The sequence below is a fragment of the Pseudomonas beijingensis genome (genome assembly GCF_030687295.1).
Lineage (GTDB): Bacteria > Pseudomonadota > Gammaproteobacteria > Pseudomonadales > Pseudomonadaceae > Aquipseudomonas > Aquipseudomonas beijingensis.
The window spans coordinates 5390055-5410157 of the sequence record NZ_CP117425.1 but is presented as its reverse complement, the minus strand read 5'-3'; the positions used below and the strand labels follow the sequence as shown (position 1 = coordinate 5410157).

The window sequence follows — 20103 nt, the reverse complement described above, 5'->3', positions numbered from 1 at the left end:
AAGTGAACAAGTGGTTGATTCCAGCGGTAACGGCCGTGGCTTTGCTCAGTGGTTGCTCTACCGTACAACGCGGTTCGATTCCGGTCGTTGACTCCGGCACTGCCGTGTCCAACAGCGAGCGGGTCTCGGCCAATGGCGGTTTCCGTCAAACGACGGTGAAACGGCCGGTGCAGGGCCAGGTCCAGGCAATCCCGCAAGGCGACACCGGCGTCGTGGTGATGGTGCCCGGCGGAGGCGCGACGACTTCGGCGCCGATCAGCAGCACGCCGATCACGCCGGGCCCGATCACGCCAGGACCTATCGAAACCTCGCCGATCGATCAGGGCAGCTACAGCATGCCTTCGACGCCGAGCAGCATCCCGTCGGCAAGTTCCGGTGGTTTGTCTGCCGATGAACAACTGGACGGCCCGGTACTGGCTCTGCTGACCACGGCGCAACAGCAACAGGCCGGCGGTGACCTCAACGGTGCGTCCTCCAGCCTGGAGCGTGCCCAGCGTGTGGCGCCACGTGAACCCCAGGTGCTTTATCGCCTGGCCCAGGTGCGCATGGCCCAGGGTGATGCGCCGCAAGCCGAACAACTGGCCCGCCGTGGCCTGACATTATCCAGTGGTCGCCCGGCACTTCAGGCCAGCTTGTGGGAATTGATCGCCCAGGCCCGTGAGAAACAGGGCGATTCCGCTGGCGCGGCGTTGGCTCGTCAGAAGGCCAAGGTTTCGCTCTGATGGATACACGTTTTCCTCAAATCGCCGATCAGTTGCTGTTGATCGAGCGGGAGCTACGGGTCCAGGGCTGGTGGAGCGAGGTATCGCCTTCGGCGCAGGCGCTGGCCAGCGTCGAGCCGTTCGCGGTCGACACCCTGGATTTCGAGCAGTGGCTGCAATGGATTTTCCTGCCCAGGATGAAAGCCATCCTGGAAAACGACCTGCCGCTGCCCAACGCCTCGGGCATCCTTGCCATGGCCGAGATGGTCTATGCCCAGCGGCCAGGGCAGGGCGTCGAGTTGCAGCGGCTGCTGGCGCAATTCGATCGGTTGATCAGCGACGTCGGCTGACCGCCATTACTGGCAGTTCTCCTCGATTTGCTGGCGGGTCTCATCGATCCGCAGGCGCCGCTCTTCATCGGTGAGGCGGCGCATTTCCCCCTCCACGTCTTCGCGCACCCTGGGGTTGTTCTGCAATTGTGCCAGGTTGGTCCGGGCCTGTTCGCAGAACGCCTTGAGCTGGGCTTCCTGTTCGGCAACCTGTTTCCTGACCTGTTGGTCGATGGCCTTCTGGTCGCCAATGACCCCACCAGACGGCGGTGCCGCCGGTTTGGTGGCGGGTGGAGCGGACTTGATCACAGTCGTGGCCTCTGTGCCGTCGGGGGGCTGGGCGCCGAAATGGGTCACGCCCTGGGCGTCGACCCATTTGTAGACCTGGCCGGCCATGCATATCGGGCTCAGGCCAACCAGCAGGCTGGCCGTCAAGAAGATCATTCGCATGCTGTTTCCTTGTCTTGGGTTGCGCAATTGAAGCTAACACAGTTGCCGTTTAAGGGTTTTTTCTTGCGTTCTCATGCGCTTACTTCGAATAAAGCACATAGACGACTTGACTTGAAGGAGGCGAAACAGAAGAATCCAAAGTCCGCTGTAGAGGGACTGCCAGAAGCAGACCCACTCGGCAGATCATGAGGCGCACATCCGCGCCGACCTGTTACACCCGCAACGCGTTACCTCGCGCTGGGTGGGAAAGGCCCGCAACACTTGGGACGATCCCAATACTTGCTCAGTCAGTGCTGACGTAGTCGGCGACCACCGTCGCTCATGCTCTGCCGAGAAGTAAACCTATTAAGACCCGTCCCCTTTTTGTGGGTCGGTATTCTGGCGTTTTAGAGGTGAACAACGTGGAGCTTTTATCTGGCGGTGAGATGCTCGTCCGCTTTTTGCGTGACGAAGGCGTCAAATATATCTACGGGTACCCCGGTGGTGCTCTTCTTCATGTCTATGATGCCCTGTTCAAAGAACCGGAAGTGACCCACATCCTGGTTCGTCACGAGCAGGCGGCCACTCATATGGCTGACGGCTATGCCCGTGCCACCGGCAAGGCCGGCGTGGTACTGGTGACTTCCGGTCCAGGCGCCACGAACGCCATCACCGGTATCGCCACGGCGTACATGGACTCCATCCCGATGGTAATCATCTCCGGTCAGGTGCCCAGCACCATGGTCGGCACCGACGCGTTCCAGGAAACCGACATGATCGGTATTTCCCGGCCGATCGTGAAGCACAGCTTCATGATCAAGCACGCGTCGGAAATCCCGGAAGTCATGAAGAAGGCTTTCTACCTGGCCGAATCCGGTCGTCCGGGTCCAGTCGTGGTCGATGTCCCGAAAGACATGACCAACCCGGCCGAGAAGTTCGAATACATCTTCCCGAAAAAAGCCAAGCTGCGTTCCTACAGCCCGGCGGTCCGTGGTCACTCCGGGCAAATCCGCAAGGCGGCCGAAATGCTGCTGGCGGCCAAGCGCCCTGTGTTGTACTCCGGTGGTGGTGTAATCCTCGGCGGTGGCTCCGCGCCGCTGACCGAGCTGGCGAAAATGCTCAACCTGCCGGTCACCAATACGCTGATGGGCCTGGGCGCGTTCCCGGGTACTGACCGTCAGTTCATCGGTATGCTCGGCATGCACGGCAGCTACACCGCCAACCTGGCGATGCACCACGCCGATGTGATCCTGGCGGTCGGCGCGCGTTTCGACGACCGTGTGATCAATGGCGCGGCTAAATTCTGCCCGAACGCCAAGATCATCCACATCGACATCGACCCGGCTTCCATCTCCAAGACCATCAAGGCAGACGTGCCGATTGTCGGTCCTGTCGAGAGCGTGCTGACCGAAATGGTCGCCATTCTCAAGGAAATCGGCGAGGTTCCGAACAAGGAGTCCGTCGCCAGTTGGTGGAAGCAGGTCGATGAATGGCGCGGCGATCGCGGCCTGTTCCCTTACGACAAGGGCGACGGCAGCGTGATCAAGCCGCAGACCGTGATCGAAACCCTGTGCGAAGTGACCAAGGGCGATGCCTTTGTGACCTCCGACGTGGGCCAGCACCAGATGTTCGCGGCGCAGTACTACAAGTTCGACAAACCCAACCGCTGGATCAACTCCGGTGGCCTGGGCACCATGGGCTTCGGTTTTCCGGCAGCCATGGGCATCAAGTTGAGCTTCCCGGAGGCTGATGTCGCCTGCGTCACGGGCGAGGGCAGCATCCAGATGAACATCCAGGAACTGTCCACCTGCCTGCAATACGGTTTGCCGGTGAAGATCGTGATCCTGAACAACGGTGTGTTGGGGATGGTTCGCCAGTGGCAGGACATGAGCTACGGCAGCCGTCATTCGCACTCGTACATGGAATCGCTGCCTGATTTCGTCAAGCTGGCAGAGGCCTATGGTCACGTTGGCGTGCGCATCACCGAATCGAAGGATTTGAAGTCGAAGATGGAGGAAGCGTTCGCCATGAAGGATCGCCTGGTGGTGATCGATATTGCGGTCGACACCAGCGAGCACGTCTACCCGATGCAGATCAAAGACGGCTCCATGCGCGATATGTGGCTGAGCAAGACGGAGCGTACCTAATCATGCGACACATTATTTCCTTGCTTCTGGAAAACGAACCGGGTGCGCTGTCTCGTGTTGTAGGCCTGTTCTCGCAGCGCAACTACAACATCGAAAGCCTGACCGTGGCGCCAACCGAAGACCCGACCCTGTCGCGTCTGACGCTGACCACCGTGGGGCACGATGAAGTCATCGAGCAGATCACCAAGAACCTGAACAAGCTGATCGAGGTGGTCAAGCTGGTGGACCTGTCGGAAAGCGCTCACATCGAGCGTGAACTGATGCTGGTCAAGGTCAAGGCCACCGGCGCCCAGCGCGCCGAGATCAAGCGTACTACCGATATTTATCGTGGGCAGATCGTCGATGTCAGCGCCAGCGTCTATACCGTTCAGTTGACCGGTACCAGCGACAAGCTCGACAGCTTCATCCAATCGATCGGCACTGCCTCGATTCTGGAAACCGTACGCAGTGGCGTCACCGGGATTGCCCGTGGCGACAAAGTACTGAGCATCTAAACCAAATTAGCGAATGGCCTGAATGGCCGGATATAGGGGAAATTCATGAAAGTTTTCTACGATAAAGACTGCGACCTGTCGATCATCCAGGGCAAGAAAGTCGCCATCATCGGCTACGGTTCCCAAGGTCACGCCCAGGCGTGCAACCTGAAAGATTCCGGCGTTGACGTGACTGTCGGCCTGCGTAAAGGCTCGGCCACCGTTGCCAAGGCCGAGGCCCACGGCCTGAAAGTGACCGACGTGGCTTCCGCAGTTGCCGCAGCCGACCTGGTCATGATCCTGACCCCGGACGAGTTCCAATCTGCCCTGTACAAGAACGAAATCGAGCCGAACATCAAGAAAGGTGCCACCCTGGCCTTCTCCCACGGTTTCGCGATCCACTACAACCAAGTCGTGCCTCGTGCCGACCTCGACGTGATCATGATCGCGCCGAAGGCCCCGGGTCACACCGTGCGTTCCGAGTTCGTGAAAGGCGGCGGTATCCCTGACCTGATCGCGATCTACCAGGACGCGTCCGGCAACGCCAAGAACGTGGCCCTGTCCTACGCTGCTGGTGTGGGTGGCGGTCGTACCGGCATCATCGAAACCACCTTCAAGGACGAGACTGAAACCGACCTGTTCGGCGAGCAAGCCGTTCTGTGTGGCGGTACCGTCGAGCTGGTAAAAGCCGGTTTCGAAACCCTGGTTGAAGCGGGCTACGCGCCAGAAATGGCCTACTTCGAATGCCTGCACGAACTGAAGCTGATCGTTGACCTCATGTACGAAGGCGGTATCGCCAACATGAACTACTCGATCTCCAACAACGCCGAATACGGCGAGTACGTGACCGGTCCGGAAGTCATCAACGCCGAGTCCCGCCAGGCCATGCGCAACGCCCTGAAACGTATTCAGGACGGCGAATACGCCAAGATGTTCATCAGCGAAGGCGCCACCGGCTATCCTTCGATGACCGCCAAGCGTCGCAACAACGCCGCCCACGGTATCGAAATCATCGGCGAGCAACTGCGCTCGATGATGCCGTGGATCGGTGCCAACAAGATCGTCGACAAAGCCAAGAACTAAGTCGCGAACTTGAGTCGAAAAACGCGGCCTTGGCCGCGTTTTTTCGTTTGGGCGATGGCTTCTGGTATAAAGCTGCATCGTTTGCGGTCGAACCGTCGTCCCAGACATCTGTCGAATTTTTCACACCGTTGCAAGGTATTGTCCATGAGCGAACGTCCCGACGAGCCAAACCAGGCTCCTGACGCCGAAAGCCTGTTGCCCATCGATGAGCACATCGAAGAAGGCCATGACGCTGAAGGCCGTAAGGTCCGGCATCGTGGCATCTATCTGCTGCCGAATCTGTTCACCACCGCGAACCTGTTCGCCGGTTTCTATTCCATCATCAGTTCCATGAGTGCCCAGGCTGCCTTGAGCGCCGGCGATAGCGCAGGGGCGAGCCGTTACTTTGCGTTCGCCGCCATTGCGATCTTCGTCGCCATGGTGCTCGATGGCCTGGACGGGCGCGTCGCCCGCATGACCAATACCCAAAGCGCGTTCGGCGCCGAATACGATTCACTGTCCGACATGGTCGCTTTTGGCGTGGCGCCCGCCTTGCTGGCGTTCGGCTGGGCGCTGGGGGACATGGGCAAGGTCGGCTGGATGGTCGCCTTCATTTATGTGGCGGGTGCGGCATTGCGCCTGGCCCGTTTCAACACCCAGGTCGGCAAGGCTGATAAACGTTACTTCATCGGCCTGGCCAGTCCGGCCGCGGCGGGTGTCGTGGCCGGTGTTGTCTGGGCATTCAGCGACTACGGCATCCAGGGGTCGAAAATGTCGTTCCCTGGTAGCGCTGCTGGTTGCCGCGGCCGGGATGCTGATGGTCAGCAACATCAAGTACAACAGCTTCAAGGAGCTGGATCTGAAAGGGCGTGTGCCATTCGTTGCGATTCTGGCGGTGGTGCTGGTATTCGCGGTGGTGTTCAGTGATCCGCCGCGTATCCTGCTGCTGGTATTCCTCGCCTATGCCGCTTCGGGCCCGGTGCAATACTTGTTGCGTCTTCGCCGACGCTAAACGTTGCCTTAATGTAATTTCCCCCATACTCCGCAGTCTATTGGTACATCTGCCCTCCAATACTGCGGGAGTTGTCATGCTGATCAAGATCCCCAAGTCGTCCGACTGCCGTGAATCGGACGTCACGCCCGAATCCCTCTATCTCTCCCGTCGTCAAATGCTCGGAGCAACCATGGCAGGTCTCGCCGTGAGCAGCTTACCGCGATGGGCCAGCGCTGCCGAAGCGGCGCGTTATGCCGAGGGTCGAGCCGGGCAAGGCGCCGTCCTGGTTTGCCGAAAAATTGCCGTCCGTCCAATGGGAGGCGGTCACGGTCAAGAATGAGCCCATCACGCCGTTCAAGGACGCGACCCATTACAACAACTTCTATGAGTTCGGGACCGACAAGGGCGATCCGGCCGCCAATGCCGGCTCCCTGAAGACCGAGCCCTGGAGCGTGGTGGTGGATGGAGAGGTGGGCAAGCCGGGACGCTATGGGTTGGAAGACTTCATGAAGCCTTATCAGCTGGAAGAGCGGATTTATCGACTGCGCTGTGTCGAGGCCTGGTCGATGGTCATTCCGTGGATCGGTTTTCCCATCTCTGCATTGCTCAAGCAGGTCGAGCCGACCTCCAAGGCCAAGTACATCCGCTTCGAAACCCTGCAGGATCCGAAAGTCATGCCGGGGCAGCGTTCTGGTTTCGCCTTGATCGACTGGCCGTATGTGGAGGGCTTGCGATTGGACGAGGGCGATGAACCCGTTGGCTATCCTCGCGGTTGGGATGTACGGACGGGAGTTGCCAAACCAGAACGGCGCGCCGCTGCGGTTGGTGGTCCCGTGGAAGTATGGGTTCAAAAGTGTGAAGTCCATCGTGCGCATCAGTCTGGTGAGCGAGCAGCCGAAAACCACGTGGCAGAGCATCGCGTCTGATGAGTACGGCTTTTATGCCAACGTCAATCCAACGGTCGACCACCCGCGCTGGACCCAGGCGCGTGAACGTCGTTTGCCGAGTGGGCTGTTCAGTCCCAATGTGCGCGATACGCTGATGTTCAACGGCTATCAGGATGAAGTCGCTTCTTTATATGCAGGGATGGACCTGAGGAAGGACTACTGATGCGTTTTCCAGTCTGGCGAATTAGCGTCTTCATCGCCGCGGCAGTCTGGCCGTTGCTCTGGCTTTACGAAGCCTTGATGAATTCGTTGGGTCCTGACCCGGGCAAAGTGCTGGTGGATCGGCTCGGGTTGGGGACACTGATCCTGTTGTTGATCACCTTGAGCATGACGCCGTTGCAAAAAATGACGGGGTGGGCGGGGTGGATTGCGGTCAGGCGCCAGTTGGGTTTGTGGTGCTTTGCTTATGTTGTGTTGCATTTAAGCGGGTATGCGGCGTTCATACTGGGATTCGATTGGTCGCAGTTGGGCGTCGAATTGAGCAAGCGGCCTTACATTATTGTCGGGGCGCTTGGGTTTCTCGGCTTGCTGGCGCTGGCAGTCACATCCAATCGTTACAGCCAGCGGCGACTTGGCGTGCGCTGGAAGAAGTTGCATCGCCTGGTGTATCTGATCCTGGGGCTTGGATTGCTGCATATGCTGTGGATCGTGCGGGCAGATCTGAAGGAGTGGTCGATATACGCCTTTATTGGGGTCGTACTGTTGATGCTGAGAGTCCCGCCGGTTATGCGTCGAATCCCGCGTTTGCTGGGCAGGAAAGTGCCTTCTGCAACAAAAGCGTAATTAGGGGGTTGACGGCAGATTCTGGACGTCTATAATTCGCCCCACTTCCGGCGCAGTCGAAACGGAAAACTCCTTGAGATTCAATGAGTTAAGTAAGTTTCGAAGGGGTTTGGCTTCAGTTCATCGAAGCCTGGAAGGAGCAGATAGAGCAGTGTTGTTTGGCTCTATCAGCGGTTCGATCTTCTCGGTCGAAAGCGGTGAAAAAGAGGTGTTGACAGCAGCGAGTAACGCTGTAGAATTCGCCTCCCGCTAACGAGAGATCGGAAGCGCAAGTGGTTGAAGTTGATAAGGAAACTTTGAAAACTTCTAAAAATAACCGCTTGACAGATACACGGGGCGCTGTAGAATGCGCGCCTCGGTTGAGACGAAAGACTCAGCCAACCGCTCTTTAACAACTGAATCAAGCAATTCGTGTGGGTGCTTGTGGAGTCAGACTGCTAGTCAACAGATTATCAGCATCACAAGTTACTCCGCGAGAAATCAAAGATGTAACCAACGATTGCTGAGCCAAGTTTAGGGTTTTCTCAAAACCCAAAGATGTTTGAACTGAAGAGTTTGATCATGGCTCAGATTGAACGCTGGCGGCAGGCCTAACACATGCAAGTCGAGCGGTAGAGAGGTGCTTGCACCTCTTGAGAGCGGCGGACGGGTGAGTAATGCCTAGGAATCTGCCTGGTAGTGGGGGATAACGCTCGGAAACGGACGCTAATACCGCATACGTCCTACGGGAGAAAGCAGGGGACCTTCGGGCCTTGCGCTATCAGATGAGCCTAGGTCGGATTAGCTAGTTGGTGGGGTAATGGCTCACCAAGGCGACGATCCGTAACTGGTCTGAGAGGATGATCAGTCACACTGGAACTGAGACACGGTCCAGACTCCTACGGGAGGCAGCAGTGGGGAATATTGGACAATGGGCGAAAGCCTGATCCAGCCATGCCGCGTGTGTGAAGAAGGTCTTCGGATTGTAAAGCACTTTAAGTTGGGAGGAAGGGCATTAACCTAATACGTTAGTGTTTTGACGTTACCGACAGAATAAGCACCGGCTAACTCTGTGCCAGCAGCCGCGGTAATACAGAGGGTGCAAGCGTTAATCGGAATTACTGGGCGTAAAGCGCGCGTAGGTGGTTCGTTAAGTTGGATGTGAAAGCCCCGGGCTCAACCTGGGAACTGCATTCAAAACTGTCGAGCTAGAGTATGGTAGAGGGTGGTGGAATTTCCTGTGTAGCGGTGAAATGCGTAGATATAGGAAGGAACACCAGTGGCGAAGGCGACCACCTGGACTGATACTGACACTGAGGTGCGAAAGCGTGGGGAGCAAACAGGATTAGATACCCTGGTAGTCCACGCCGTAAACGATGTCAACTAGCCGTTGGGAGCCTTGAGCTCTTAGTGGCGCAGCTAACGCATTAAGTTGACCGCCTGGGGAGTACGGCCGCAAGGTTAAAACTCAAATGAATTGACGGGGGCCCGCACAAGCGGTGGAGCATGTGGTTTAATTCGAAGCAACGCGAAGAACCTTACCAGGCCTTGACATCCAATGAACTTTCCAGAGATGGATTGGTGCCTTCGGGAACATTGAGACAGGTGCTGCATGGCTGTCGTCAGCTCGTGTCGTGAGATGTTGGGTTAAGTCCCGTAACGAGCGCAACCCTTGTCCTTAGTTACCAGCACGTAATGGTGGGCACTCTAAGGAGACTGCCGGTGACAAACCGGAGGAAGGGGGGATGACGTCAAGTCATCATGGCCCTTACGGCCTGGGCTACACACGTGCTACAATGGTCGGTACAGAGGGTTGCCAAGCCGCGAGGTGGAGCTAATCCCACAAAACCGATCGTAGTCCGGATCGCAGTCTGCAACTCGACTGCGTGAAGTCGGAATCGCTAGTAATCGCGAATCAGAATGTCGCGGTGAATACGTTCCCGGGCCTTGTACACACCGCCCGTCACACCATGGGAGTGGGTTGCACCAGAAGTAGCTAGTCTAACCTTCGGGGGGACGGTTACCACGGTGTGATTCATGACTGGGGTGAAGTCGTAACAAGGTAGCCGTAGGGGAACCTGCGGCTGGATCACCTCCTTAATCGACGACCGCAGCTGCTTCATGAGCTCCCACACGAATTGCTTGATTCATTGAAGAAGACGATAGAAGCAGCTTTAAGCTCCAAGCTGATAGCTCACGCTAACAGTTACAAGCTCGAAATTGGGTCTGTAGCTCAGTTGGTTAGAGCGCACCCCTGATAAGGGTGAGGTCGGCAGTTCGAATCTGCCCAGACCCACCAATTTTGTAATGGGGCCATAGCTCAGCTGGGAGAGCGCCTGCCTTGCACGCAGGAGGTCAGCGGTTCGATCCCGCTTGGCTCCACCATAAACTGCTTCTGAAAGCTTAGAAATGAGCATTCCATCCAGGTGATGGTGAATGTTGATTTCTAGTCTTTTGATTAGATCGTTCTTTAAAAATTTGGGTATGTGATAGAAAGATAGACTGAACGTTACTTTCACTGGTAACGGATCAGGCTAAGGTAAAATTTGTGAGTTGCTCTTAGAGCAAGATCGAATTTTCGGCGAATGTCGTCTTCACAGTATAACCAGATTGCTTGGGGTTATATGGTCAAGTGAAGAAGCGCATACGGTGGATGCCTTGGCAGTCAGAGGCGATGAAAGACGTGGTAGCCTGCGAAAAGCTTCGGGGAGTCGGCAAACAGACTTTGATCCGGAGATGTCTGAATGGGGGAACCCAGCCATCATAAGATGGTTATCTTGTACTGAATACATAGGTGCAAGAGGCGAACCAGGGGAACTGAAACATCTAAGTACCCTGAGGAAAAGAAATCAACCGAGATTCCCTTAGTAGTGGCGAGCGAACGGGGACTAGCCCTTAAGCTTCTTTGATTTTAGCGGAACGCTCTGGAAAGTGCGGCCATAGTGGGTGATAGCCCTGTACGCGAAAGGATCTTAGAAGTGAAATCGAGTAGGACGGAGCACGAGAAACTTTGTCTGAATATGGGGGGACCATCCTCCAAGGCTAAATACTACTGACTGACCGATAGTGAACTAGTACCGTGAGGGAAAGGCGAAAAGAACCCCGGAGAGGGGAGTGAAATAGATCCTGAAACCGTATGCGTACAAGCAGTGGGAGCCCACTTTGTTGGGTGACTGCGTACCTTTTGTATAATGGGTCAGCGACTTATTTTCAGTGGCGAGCTTAACCGAATAGGGGAGGCGTAGCGAAAGCGAGTCTTAATAGGGCGTCTAGTCGCTGGGAATAGACCCGAAACGGGCGATCTATCCATGGGTTGAAGGTTGGGAACACTAACTGAGGACCGAACCGACTACCGTTGAAAAGTTAGCGTGACCTGTGGATCGGAGTGAAAGGCTAATCAAGCTCGGAGATAGCTGGTTCTCCTCGAAAGCTATTTAGGTAGCGCCTCATGTATCACTGTAGGGGGTAGAGCACTGTTTCGGCTAGGGGGTCATCCCGACTTACCAAACCGATGCAAACTCCGAATACCTACAAGTGCCGAGCATGGGAGACACACGGCGGGTGCTAACGTCCGTCGTGAAAAGGGAAACAACCCAGACCGTCAGCTAAGGTCCCAAAGTTATGGTTAAGTGGGAAACGATGTGGGAAGGCTTAGACAGCTAGGAGGTTGGCTTAGAAGCAGCCACCCTTTAAAGAAAGCGTAATAGCTAGTCGAGTCGGCCTGCGCGGAAGATGTAACGGGGCTCAAACCATACACCGAAGCTACGGGTATCACGCAAGTGATGCGGTAGAGGAGCGTTCTGTAAGCCTGTGAAGGTGAGTTGAGAAGCTTGCTGGAGGTATCAGAAGTGCGAATGCTGACATGAGTAACGACAATGGGTGTGAAAAACACCCACGCCGAAAGACCAAGGTTTCCTGCGCAACGTTAATCGACGCAGGGTTAGTCGGTCCCTAAGGCGAGGCTGAAAAGCGTAGTCGATGGAAAACAGGTTAATATTCCTGTACTTCTGGTTATTGCGATGGAGGGACGGAGAAGGCTAGGCCAGCTTGGCGTTGGTTGTCCAAGTTTAAGGTGGTAGGCTGGAATCTTAGGTAAATCCGGGATTCTAAGGCCGAGAGCTGATGACGAGTTACCCTTTGGGTGACGAAGTGGTTGATGCCATGCTTCCAAGAAAAGCTTCTAAGCTTCAGGTAACCAGGAACCGTACCCCAAACCGACACAGGTGGTTGGGTAGAGAATACCAAGGCGCTTGAGAGAACTCGGGTGAAGGAACTAGGCAAAATGGCACCGTAACTTCGGGAGAAGGTGCGCCGGTGAGGGTGAAGCACTTGCTGCGTAAGCCCACGCCGGTCGAAGATACCAGGCCGCTGCGACTGTTTATTAAAAACACAGCACTCTGCAAACACGAAAGTGGACGTATAGGGTGTGACGCCTGCCCGGTGCCGGAAGGTTAATTGATGGGGTTAGCTAACGCGAAGCTCTTGATCGAAGCCCCGGTAAACGGCGGCCGTAACTATAACGGTCCTAAGGTAGCGAAATTCCTTGTCGGGTAAGTTCCGACCTGCACGAATGGCGTAACGATGGCGGCGCTGTCTCCACCCGAGACTCAGTGAAATTGAAATCGCTGTGAAGATGCAGTGTATCCGCGGCTAGACGGAAAGACCCCGTGAACCTTTACTATAGCTTTGCACTGGACTTTGAATTTGCTTGTGTAGGATAGGTGGGAGGCTTTGAAGCGTGGACGCCAGTTCGCGTGGAGCCATCCTTGAAATACCACCCTGGCAACTTTGAGGTTCTAACTCAGGTCCGTTATCCGGATCGAGGACAGTGTATGGTGGGTAGTTTGACTGGGGCGGTCTCCTCCTAAAGAGTAACGGAGGAGTACGAAGGTGCGCTCAGACCGGTCGGAAATCGGTCGTAGAGTATAAAGGCAAAAGCGCGCTTGACTGCGAGACAGACACGTCGAGCAGGTACGAAAGTAGGTCTTAGTGATCCGGTGGTTCTGTATGGAAGGGCCATCGCTCAACGGATAAAAGGTACTCCGGGGATAACAGGCTGATACCGCCCAAGAGTTCATATCGACGGCGGTGTTTGGCACCTCGATGTCGGCTCATCACATCCTGGGGCTGAAGCCGGTCCCAAGGGTATGGCTGTTCGCCATTTAAAGTGGTACGCGAGCTGGGTTTAGAACGTCGTGAGACAGTTCGGTCCCTATCTGCCGTGGACGTTTGAGATTTGAGAGGGGCTGCTCCTAGTACGAGAGGACCGGAGTGGACGAACCTCTGGTGTTCCGGTTGTCACGCCAGTGGCATTGCCGGGTAGCTATGTTCGGGAAAGATAACCGCTGAAAGCATCTAAGCGGGAAACTTGCCTCAAGATGAGATCTCACTGGGACCTTGAGTCCCCTGAAGGGCCGTCGAAGACTACGACGTTGATAGGCAGGGTGTGTAAGCGCTGTGAGGCGTTGAGCTAACCTGTACTAATTGCCCGTGAGGCTTGACCATATAACACCCAAGCAATTTGTAACTCCAAGCCCAAAGGCAAAGAGACCAGATTGCGGTGTGTGAAGACGAAACGAACCGAAAGTTCGAGATACTCACAAGCAGCACACAAACTATCACATACCCATTCGCTGGCACGTGACCGCAAGGCACGAACCGGCTACCGAATTTCTTGACGACCATAGAGCATTGGAACCACCTGATCCCATCCCGAACTCAGCAGTGAAACGATGCATCGCCGATGGTAGTGTGGGGTTTCCCCATGTGAGAGTAGGTCATCGTCAAGATTAAATTCCGAAACCCCTATCTGCTGACGCAGGTAGGGGTTTTGTTTTTCCGCAATAAAAGCTTTGGACAAAAAAGGATGACCTGTAGAGGTCATCCTTTTTCACATCCTGGCTGTTAAGCCTCGGGTACGGGGCAGCTCAGATCCCCTTCCTTGCACTTGAGATAGGTCTTGAATGCCTCGACCCGGGCTTTGGTCTGGGCTGTGATGCAATTGCTGTAGATCAGCGGATAGACGCTGCCGCCCTTGACCCCGGAGGCGGAAAAATCGCATTCGGCGTCACGGAAGACTATCCAGGCGCGCTGAGCCTTGACCAGCATTTTCTTGGCCTCGGGATTGTCCTTCAGGCGTGCGGTGATCTGCTTGTACAAGCTGTTCAGCTCGTTGTCGGCGGCTTTGTTTTCTTTGGCTGCGCATTGGTTCATTTCGCCTTGAGTGATGGCGTCGGCGCAGTCATCGGCCTGAGCAACGGCGACAAAAAGCAGCGGCGTCAGGGCCAGAAGCAAGCGTGGGAACATGTTTGGTCTCTCCTTGAGGGGTTGAAAGCGCCGGGGGAGTGTACATCGCGCCATGCTCTTTTAAAGTCAACGAGCGCTAAACAACGGTCAGATACAACTTTCCGGTTGGCCTTGTGGTCTTACAAGCCTACTGTTGAAACACAGGAGGTGACTCATGCATTCATCCGATCGCATTGAAAGAAAGATCCTGCTCAAGGCCCCGCGCTCTCAAGTCTGGCGCGCCCTGGCCAATGCCGAAGCCTTCGGCCAATGGTTCGGTGTCGCCCTTGAGGGGAAACGGTTTGTGGCAGGTGAGCGGACCCAGGGGCAAATTACTTATCCAGGTTACGAACACCTTATCTGGGACGTAGCGGTGGAGCGGGTGGAGCCCGAGCGGGTCTTCTCGTTTCGCTGGCATCCTTACGCTGTCGAGCCGCAGGTGGATTATTCCCAGGAGTCCGAAACCCGGGTGCAATTCGAACTCGAAGACATGGATGGCGGTACCTTGCTCAAAGTCGTGGAGTCGGGTTTCAACAACATTCCTGAAGCTCGCCGGCTCAAGGCTTTTCGCATGGACAGCCGTGGCTGGGACGAGCAGATGGCCAATATTGAAGCATTCCTGCACAAGCCTTGAGTTGACAGGCTGACGGAGCTAAGGGTTTTCGGAGGGGCAGGTATAGCGAATGTCTTACACGCGATGGTAGCTATGTCGTCTATTTCATTTTGGATCCGAGGCGTAATCTGGACTTATCCACTGAAGCACAGGAAGTGCTCAGGATCAGGGACGATCGACCATGCAAGGATTAGCTATCGACAGGGAGTCGTAATGGTCTTGGAAAAACCCGCTTCGGCGGGTTTTTTTTTCGCCCACTGAAAAGTCAGCAAAGAGTCCTATAGCGAAACGCTTACACGCCGTTACTGCTTTCTCGTCTTTTTCCAAATCACCGGTGGGCCTAATCTATGTTCATCCACTGAGTACAGGGAGTGCTTAGGGTCATGGATGATTGGACCAGGCATGGAATGCCGGACAGGGAGTCAAATTGGTCCTCAAAAAACCCGCCTAGGCGGGTTTTTTTTCGTCTGTGGAAAAGTGGCCTGATCCTGTTTGTGTGCAGGATCAAGCGCTACTAGCTTGCAACGCCCTGGGCACGCAAGCGAGCGATGTCCTTGCTCGGCGAGGCGCCAAATAGGCGGCTGTATTCGCGGCTGAACTGCGACGGGCTTTCATACCCCATCTTGTAGCCAATTGACGAAACGTCGCAGTTCTCCGCCAACAACAACCGTCGGGCTTCCTGCAGGCGCAGCTGTTTCTGGTATTGCAGCGGGCTCATGGCGGTCACAGCTTTGAAGCGGTGATGCAGGGCCGAAGGGCTGAGATTGATCATTTGTGCCAGGCGGTCGATGCTCAGTGGCTCGGCGTAATGGGTATTGAGCCACTCGATGGCGCGGCTGATGCGATGGGTCTGGGTGTCGGGAATGGCGATTTCGTGCAAGCGCTGGCCTTGGGCGCCACGCAGCAGCCGGTAGAAAATCTCCTGTTGGGCCAACGGCGCGAGGGTGGCGATATCATCCGGCCTGTCCAACAGCCGCAGCAAGCGCAACACCGCGTCGAGTAATGGCGCATCGATGCGATCCAGGAACAACCCGCGTCCGCTTCTTTCAGCCGGCACGCCGATAGGGCTGGCGTCGGCAATCAGGTGGCAGATCTGTGCCGGATCGATGTCGAGACGAATGCACAGGTAGGGACGCTCGGGACTGGCTTCAATCACCTGGCCGGCCAATGGCAGGGTCACCGAGACGACGAGGTAATTGAGCGGGTCATACACGTAGCATTCGTCCCCCAGGCGCACTTCCTTGCGCCCCTCGATGATCACGCATAAACCAGGCTTGTGCACGGTGTGCAGTGCTTCGGTTGGCTGATCGCTACGGATCAGGTGCAAGGCTTCGATGGCCGTGGGGTGGACGCCAAATTCCGGTGCGAAGCGCATCATCAGGCTCGCCAGTTCGGCGCGACGAAGATTAACGCCGTCGTCTGGCGCAATGTGGATGGACGTGGATACCGACATGCCGATCAACCTCCCTGGCCAAATGAGTGGACCGCGCTAGTAAAACCGATTGCGCGGCTGTCGGCCAGAGTCGGTTTTATCGCTACAGGATCGTGCAAGTGCGCAGGAGGATCCGGCTAACCCTGGCCTCGGTCGGTTCCCTAATCTGGACCTGTCAAAACGCTCCTACCGGGGGCCAACACATCCAGACGAGGGAACCATCATGTCCGATATTCAAAATAAAGTAGTGGTCATCACCGGCGCCAGCAGCGGGATTGGTGAAGCCGCGGCGCGGTTGCTCGCGGCTCGCGGTGCTCGTGTCGTGCTTGGCGCCCGGCGCATCGATCGTTTGCAAACACTGGTGCAGGCACTCGAAGCCGCCGGCCAGCAAGCGGTCTGCAAGGCTGTGGACGTGACCCGTCGCGATGATGTCCAGGACCTGATCGACTTTGCTGTCGAGCGGTTCGGTAAGGTCGACGTGATCATCAACAATGCCGGGGTCATGCCGCTCTCCAAACTCGAGGCGCTGAAAGTCGAGGAGTGGGACCGTATGATCGACGTCAACATCCGTGGCGTACTTCACGGCATCGCTGCCGGCTTGCCGCTGATGCAGCGCCAGCGCAGCGGCCAGTTCATCAACATTGCGTCCATCGGTGCCTATGCTGTCAGCCCGACTGCCGCCGTGTATTGCGCCACCAAGTACGCCGTGCGGGCGATTTCCGAGGGTTTGCGCCAGGAAGTAGGGGGTGATGTGCGGGTGACGGTGATTTCCCCCGGCGTGACCGAATCGGAACTGGCCGAGAGCATTTCCGATGAAGGTGGACGTGCCGAGATGCGTGAGTTCCGCAGGATCGCCATTCCGGCCGACGCCATCGCCCGGGCGATCGCCTACGCCATCGAGCAACCGGCGGACGTCGACGTCAGCGAACTGATCGTGCGGCCCACCGCCAGCCCGTTCTGAGTCGAGTTGATCCGACAGGGAAACCCTCATGAGCGAGCGGTATCGCCAGGAGGGGAAACCTGACCCTTGTGGCGAGCCTAGCTCTGTGGGAGCAAGGCTTGCCCGCGATAGAGGCGATGCGGTCTTTCAGAAATCGAGGCGCCTGTTTCGCGAGCAAGCTTTGCTCCCACAGCACAGCACAGCACAGCACAGCACAGCACAGCACAGCACAGCACAGCACAGCACAGCACAGCACAGCACAGCACAGCACAGCACAGCACAGCACAGCAGTGCCTGACTGGGGCTTATCGTTACGCCCGTTCCAACCGCGCCGCAGCACGTTGGGTGATTTGCGAGCGCACCCGGAACGACTCGGCCGAACGCCGGTTTGCTTCTTCCAGCACGTGCGCCGGCGCGGTGTCGGGGCTGCCGGCGTTGAATGGCGGGGCAGGGGCGTATTCGAGTTGCAGTTGGACCAGTTCGGCGGTGTCCTGGTCGAACAGTTCGGCCGCCAGGGTCAAGGCAAAGTCGATCCCGGCCGTGATGCCGCCACCGGTGAGCAGGTTGCCGTCGCGAACCACGCGATCCTTGACCGGTGTCGCGCCCAGGGTTTGCAGCAGGCTGTGATAGGCCCAGTGGGTGGTGGCGCGCTTGCCTTGCAACAGGCCCGCCGCGCCGAGCACCAGCGCACCGGTACACACTGAGGTGATGTATTTCGCTCCGGCGGCTTGCCGCTTGATGAAGGCCAGCGTCTGCTCGTCTTCCATCAAGGGGCCGACGCCGGTCCCGCCGGGGACGCAGATCACGTCGAGTTTCGGGCAGTCCTCGAACGTGGTGGTGGGCAGCAACACCAGCCCGGTGCTGGCGGTGACCGGGGCCAAGTCCTTCCAGATCAGATGGACCTTCACGTCTGGCAACGAAGCCAGTACGTCATAAGGGCCGGTCAGGTCCAACTGCTGGACTTGGGGGAATAACAGCAAACCGATCTGCAGCGTCATGTCGCGTGCTCCTTTGGATGATGTGATGGCCGAGGGGTGGACGGTTTTACTTTAGATCCGTAGGCTCTGGCGTATACGCCAATAAGCCCACGAATCACGCCAATATGCCCCACTCACCGAAAACCGTTCATGTCCTGGCCTTCGCCAACGTGCAAGTGCTGGATGTCACCGGGCCTTTGCAGGTGTTTGCCTCGGCCAATGACCTGGCCCGCCAACAAGGCCTGCCGTTGCCGTACACGCCGACGGTTATCGCCGTGGGTGGCGGGGCGGTGATGTCTTCGGCGGGGTTGGCGCTGATGGCCGAGCCGCTGCCGAGCGAAGGCAGCGACACGCTGTTGATCGCCGGTGGCTGGGGCGTGTACGAGGCGGCGAAGGACCCGGCGCTGGTGGCCTGGGTCAAGGATCACGGCCTGCGTTCGCGGCGGGTGGCGTCGGTGTGCACCGGGGCGTTCCTGCTGGCCGCCAGCGGTTGGCTGGACGGACGGCGTGTGGTGACGCACTGGACCCGCTGCGAACAATTGGCCGAGCAACATCCGCAGTTGCGGGTCGAACCCAACCCGATTTTCATCAACGACGGTCCGGTCTGGACCTCGGCCGGGGTTACGGCCGGCATCGACCTGGCCCTGGCGCTGGTCGAGGAGGACCTGGGCCGCGCGGTGGCGCTGGAGGTCGCCCGGCACTTGGTGGTGTTCCTCAAGCGTCCTGGCGGGCAATCGCAGTTCAGTGTGACCTTGTCACTACAAAAGCAAGGCAGTCGGTTTGACGAGCTGCATGCCTGGATCGCCGAAAACCTCACCCGTGACCTGGGCCTGTCGAGTTTGGCTGCCGAGGTGGGCATGAGCGAGCGCAGTTTTGTGCGGCACTACCGCGCCGACACCGGCCAGACCCCGGCGCGGGCGGTGGAGTTGATTCGCGTGGAAACCGCTCGCCGTCTGTTGTCCGACACCGCCGTGTCGATCAAACGGGTGGCGGTGCAATGCGGCTTCGGCAGCGAAGAAACCCTGCGCCGCAGTTTCCTACGGGCCATGGGGGTGACGCCTCAGGCCTATCGCGAGCGGTTCGCCGTCAGCCCTCAAGCAGATCAAGCAATGCCTTGAGCGTGGCCTCGGGGGCTTCCTGGGGAATATTGTGGCCGACACCGGCCAGCACTCGCCGCTCATAGAAACCGGTGAAATGCTCGACGTCTTCATCGTGTGCCGGCGCGGGCCCCACGCCGTCGTCGGCGGCGCACAGGGAAATGCTCGGCACGCTGATGGCCGGTTGTGCTGCCAGCCGTTCCTCCATCCACTCCAGCGTCGGGTCGCCCGGTGCGTACATGAAACGATGACGGTAGGAGTGGATCACCACGTCGACGAAGTCCGGGTTGTCGAACGACGCGGCGCTGAGGGGGTACAGTTCAGCGCCGCGCTTCCAGGTCGGGGACCACAGGCGCCAAAGTAATTCACACAGTTCACGTCGATTTTGCGTCAGGCCTTCGACACCCCGTGCGGTATGGAAATAGTACTGGTACCACAACCGATGTTCGGTTTCCGGGTCCAGCGGCTGCGTGGAGCGGGGAATGTCCTGCAGGTTGTAGCCGTCGCCGGTCACCAGGCAGCGTACGCGCTCGGGCCACAGGGCCGCGACGATACACGCCGCCCGACCGCCCCAGTCGTAGCCGCACAGTGCCGCTTGGGGAATGGAGAGCGCGTGCATCAGGTCCAGCAGGTCCTGGGCCAACGCCGCTTGCTGGCCGGAGCGCAGGATGGTCGGGTTGTTGAAGCGAGTCGGGCCGTAGCCGCGCAGATAGGGCACGATGACCCGGTAGCCACGCTGGGCCAAGGCCGGCGCGACTTCATCGAACGCCCTGGGGTCGTACGGAAAACCGTGCAGCAGGATGACGGGGGCACCGCTGGCGGGGCCGTGTTCTTCGTAGGCGATGCGCAGCAACGGCGTGACGGCGAAGTTGATCCTGGGCTCAAGGTTCATGTCGGCCTCCGGCAGTGTGCGGT

Annotated in this window: 14 protein-coding genes, 2 tRNA genes, 3 rRNA genes and 2 pseudogenes; 16 read left to right on the top strand and 5 right to left on the bottom strand. The window is 57.6% G+C overall.

What is annotated here, in order from left to right; all coding sequences use genetic code 11:
* Positions 1-2 precede the first annotated feature (2 nt).
* Together PSH84_RS23980 and PSH84_RS23975 are read left to right on the top strand one after the other, a co-directional pair.
* Positions 3-722 carry a tetratricopeptide repeat protein gene (locus PSH84_RS23980; protein ID WP_122564894.1) on the top strand — a complete coding sequence of 240 codons (720 nt, stop codon included), beginning with the start codon at positions 3-5 and terminating at the stop codon, positions 720-722.
* On the top strand, positions 722-1051 hold the full coding sequence (locus PSH84_RS23975; RefSeq protein WP_122564893.1) for a YqcC family protein: 330 nt from the start codon (positions 722-724) through the stop codon (positions 1049-1051). The genes PSH84_RS23980 and PSH84_RS23975 overlap by 1 nt, the downstream gene beginning before the upstream one ends.
* Positions 1052-1057: 6 nt before the next feature.
* Here the strand turns inward: PSH84_RS23975 and PSH84_RS23970 are convergent, their stop codons facing one another.
* Positions 1058-1480: a DUF4124 domain-containing protein gene (locus PSH84_RS23970; protein WP_305468514.1), complete on the bottom strand. Its 423-nt coding sequence runs from the start codon at positions 1478-1480 to the stop codon at positions 1058-1060.
* 401 nt (positions 1481-1881) lie between these two features.
* Here PSH84_RS23970 and PSH84_RS23965 point away from each other — a divergent pair, with 401 nt between their 5' ends.
* The 11 genes and pseudogenes from PSH84_RS23965 to rrf all read left to right on the top strand — a co-directional run bounded on the left by PSH84_RS23965 (position 1882) and on the right by rrf (position 13633).
* Positions 1882-3606, top strand: coding sequence for an acetolactate synthase 3 large subunit (locus PSH84_RS23965; RefSeq protein WP_122564963.1), 1725 nt, complete (start codon positions 1882-1884; stop codon positions 3604-3606).
* 2 nt (positions 3607-3608) lie between these two features.
* Positions 3609-4100, top strand: coding sequence for an acetolactate synthase small subunit (gene ilvN, locus PSH84_RS23960; RefSeq protein ID WP_003176102.1), 492 nt, complete (start codon positions 3609-3611; stop codon positions 4098-4100).
* A 45-nt stretch (positions 4101-4145) separates the two neighbouring features.
* On the top strand, positions 4146-5162 hold the full coding sequence (gene ilvC / locus PSH84_RS23955) for a ketol-acid reductoisomerase (protein WP_003185459.1): 1017 nt from the start codon (positions 4146-4148) through the stop codon (positions 5160-5162).
* Positions 5163-5306: 144 nt separating this feature from the next.
* A pseudogene (gene pssA / locus PSH84_RS23950) lies at positions 5307-6153 on the top strand (CDP-diacylglycerol--serine O-phosphatidyltransferase).
* A 76-nt stretch (positions 6154-6229) separates the two neighbouring features.
* Positions 6230-7245: pseudogene (gene msrP / locus PSH84_RS23945) on the top strand (protein-methionine-sulfoxide reductase catalytic subunit MsrP).
* The gene (gene msrQ, locus PSH84_RS23940) at positions 7245-7865 is read left to right on the top strand and encodes a protein-methionine-sulfoxide reductase heme-binding subunit MsrQ (RefSeq protein ID WP_122564890.1); all 621 of its coding nucleotides are present in this window, start codon (positions 7245-7247) and stop codon (positions 7863-7865) included. The pseudogene msrP and the gene msrQ overlap by 1 nt, the downstream one beginning before the upstream one ends.
* A gap of 543 nt (positions 7866-8408) precedes the next feature.
* A 16S ribosomal RNA gene (locus PSH84_RS23935) occupies positions 8409-9944 on the top strand.
* Between the two features lie 122 nt (positions 9945-10066).
* Positions 10067-10143 (top strand) — tRNA-Ile (locus PSH84_RS23930).
* A gap of 10 nt (positions 10144-10153) precedes the next feature.
* Positions 10154-10229: transfer RNA gene (locus PSH84_RS23925), tRNA-Ala, on the top strand.
* Between the two features lie 241 nt (positions 10230-10470).
* Positions 10471-13349 (top strand): 23S ribosomal RNA (locus PSH84_RS23920).
* Between the two features lie 168 nt (positions 13350-13517).
* A 5S ribosomal RNA gene (gene rrf, locus PSH84_RS23915) occupies positions 13518-13633 on the top strand.
* The 16S, 23S and 5S rRNA genes sit together here with 2 tRNA genes alongside, the layout of an rRNA operon.
* Before the next feature lie 115 nt (positions 13634-13748).
* Here rrf and PSH84_RS23910 read toward each other — a convergent pair.
* Positions 13749-14150, bottom strand: coding sequence for a lysozyme inhibitor LprI family protein (locus PSH84_RS23910; protein WP_305481915.1), 402 nt, complete (start codon positions 14148-14150; stop codon positions 13749-13751).
* A gap of 154 nt (positions 14151-14304) precedes the next feature.
* Between PSH84_RS23910 and PSH84_RS23905 the strand changes: the two genes are divergently transcribed.
* Complete coding sequence (locus PSH84_RS23905; protein ID WP_092174088.1) at positions 14305-14763, top strand: SRPBCC family protein; 459 nt, start codon at positions 14305-14307, stop codon at positions 14761-14763.
* Positions 14764-15256: 493 nt separating this feature from the next.
* Here the strand turns inward: PSH84_RS23905 and PSH84_RS23900 are convergent, their stop codons facing one another.
* The gene (locus PSH84_RS23900; RefSeq protein WP_305481914.1) at positions 15257-16195 is read right to left on the bottom strand and encodes an AraC family transcriptional regulator; all 939 of its coding nucleotides are present in this window, start codon (positions 16193-16195) and stop codon (positions 15257-15259) included.
* Between the two features lie 202 nt (positions 16196-16397).
* Between PSH84_RS23900 and PSH84_RS23895 the strand changes: the two genes are divergently transcribed.
* Positions 16398-17135: an SDR family oxidoreductase gene (locus tag PSH84_RS23895; RefSeq protein WP_122569485.1), complete on the top strand. Its 738-nt coding sequence runs from the start codon at positions 16398-16400 to the stop codon at positions 17133-17135.
* A 290-nt stretch (positions 17136-17425) separates the two neighbouring features.
* On the opposite strand, the gene inhA is transcribed toward PSH84_RS23895, so the two are convergent.
* A complete protein-coding gene (gene inhA / locus PSH84_RS23890; protein ID WP_305481913.1) occupies positions 17426-18112 on the bottom strand; it encodes an isonitrile hydratase in 687 nt (228 codons plus the stop codon).
* A gap of 104 nt (positions 18113-18216) precedes the next feature.
* Between inhA and PSH84_RS23885 the strand changes: the two genes are divergently transcribed.
* The gene (locus PSH84_RS23885) at positions 18217-19209 is read left to right on the top strand and encodes a GlxA family transcriptional regulator (protein ID WP_305481912.1); all 993 of its coding nucleotides are present in this window, start codon (positions 18217-18219) and stop codon (positions 19207-19209) included.
* Here PSH84_RS23885 and PSH84_RS23880 read toward each other — a convergent pair.
* A complete protein-coding gene (locus PSH84_RS23880; protein WP_305481911.1) occupies positions 19178-20080 on the bottom strand; it encodes an alpha/beta fold hydrolase in 903 nt (300 codons plus the stop codon). The genes PSH84_RS23885 and PSH84_RS23880 overlap by 32 nt on opposite strands.
* Positions 20081-20103 lie beyond the last annotated feature (23 nt).

Excerpts from the sequence above, each read along its gene's own strand:
- PSH84_RS23910 (WP_305481915.1), bottom strand. The coding sequence starts at position 14,150 with ATGTTCCCACGCTTGCTTCTGGCCCTGACGCCGCTGCTTTTTGTCGCC.
- PSH84_RS23900 (WP_305481914.1), bottom strand. The coding sequence starts at position 16,195 with ATGTCGGTATCCACGTCCATCCACATTGCGCCAGACGACGGCGTTAAT.
- msrQ (WP_122564890.1), top strand. The coding sequence starts at position 7,245 with ATGCGTTTTCCAGTCTGGCGAATTAGCGTCTTCATCGCCGCGGCAGTC.
- PSH84_RS23970 (WP_305468514.1), bottom strand. The coding sequence starts at position 1,480 with ATGCGAATGATCTTCTTGACGGCCAGCCTGCTGGTTGGCCTGAGCCCG.
- PSH84_RS23905 (WP_092174088.1), top strand. The coding sequence starts at position 14,305 with ATGCATTCATCCGATCGCATTGAAAGAAAGATCCTGCTCAAGGCCCCG.
- ilvN (WP_003176102.1), top strand. The coding sequence starts at position 3,609 with ATGCGACACATTATTTCCTTGCTTCTGGAAAACGAACCGGGTGCGCTG.
- PSH84_RS23885 (WP_305481912.1), top strand. The coding sequence starts at position 18,217 with ATGCCCCACTCACCGAAAACCGTTCATGTCCTGGCCTTCGCCAACGTG.
- PSH84_RS23975 (WP_122564893.1), top strand. The coding sequence starts at position 722 with ATGGATACACGTTTTCCTCAAATCGCCGATCAGTTGCTGTTGATCGAG.
- inhA (WP_305481913.1), bottom strand. The coding sequence starts at position 18,112 with ATGACGCTGCAGATCGGTTTGCTGTTATTCCCCCAAGTCCAGCAGTTG.
- ilvC (WP_003185459.1), top strand. The coding sequence starts at position 4,146 with ATGAAAGTTTTCTACGATAAAGACTGCGACCTGTCGATCATCCAGGGC.
- PSH84_RS23880 (WP_305481911.1), bottom strand. The coding sequence starts at position 20,080 with ATGAACCTTGAGCCCAGGATCAACTTCGCCGTCACGCCGTTGCTGCGC.
- PSH84_RS23895 (WP_122569485.1), top strand. The coding sequence starts at position 16,398 with ATGTCCGATATTCAAAATAAAGTAGTGGTCATCACCGGCGCCAGCAGC.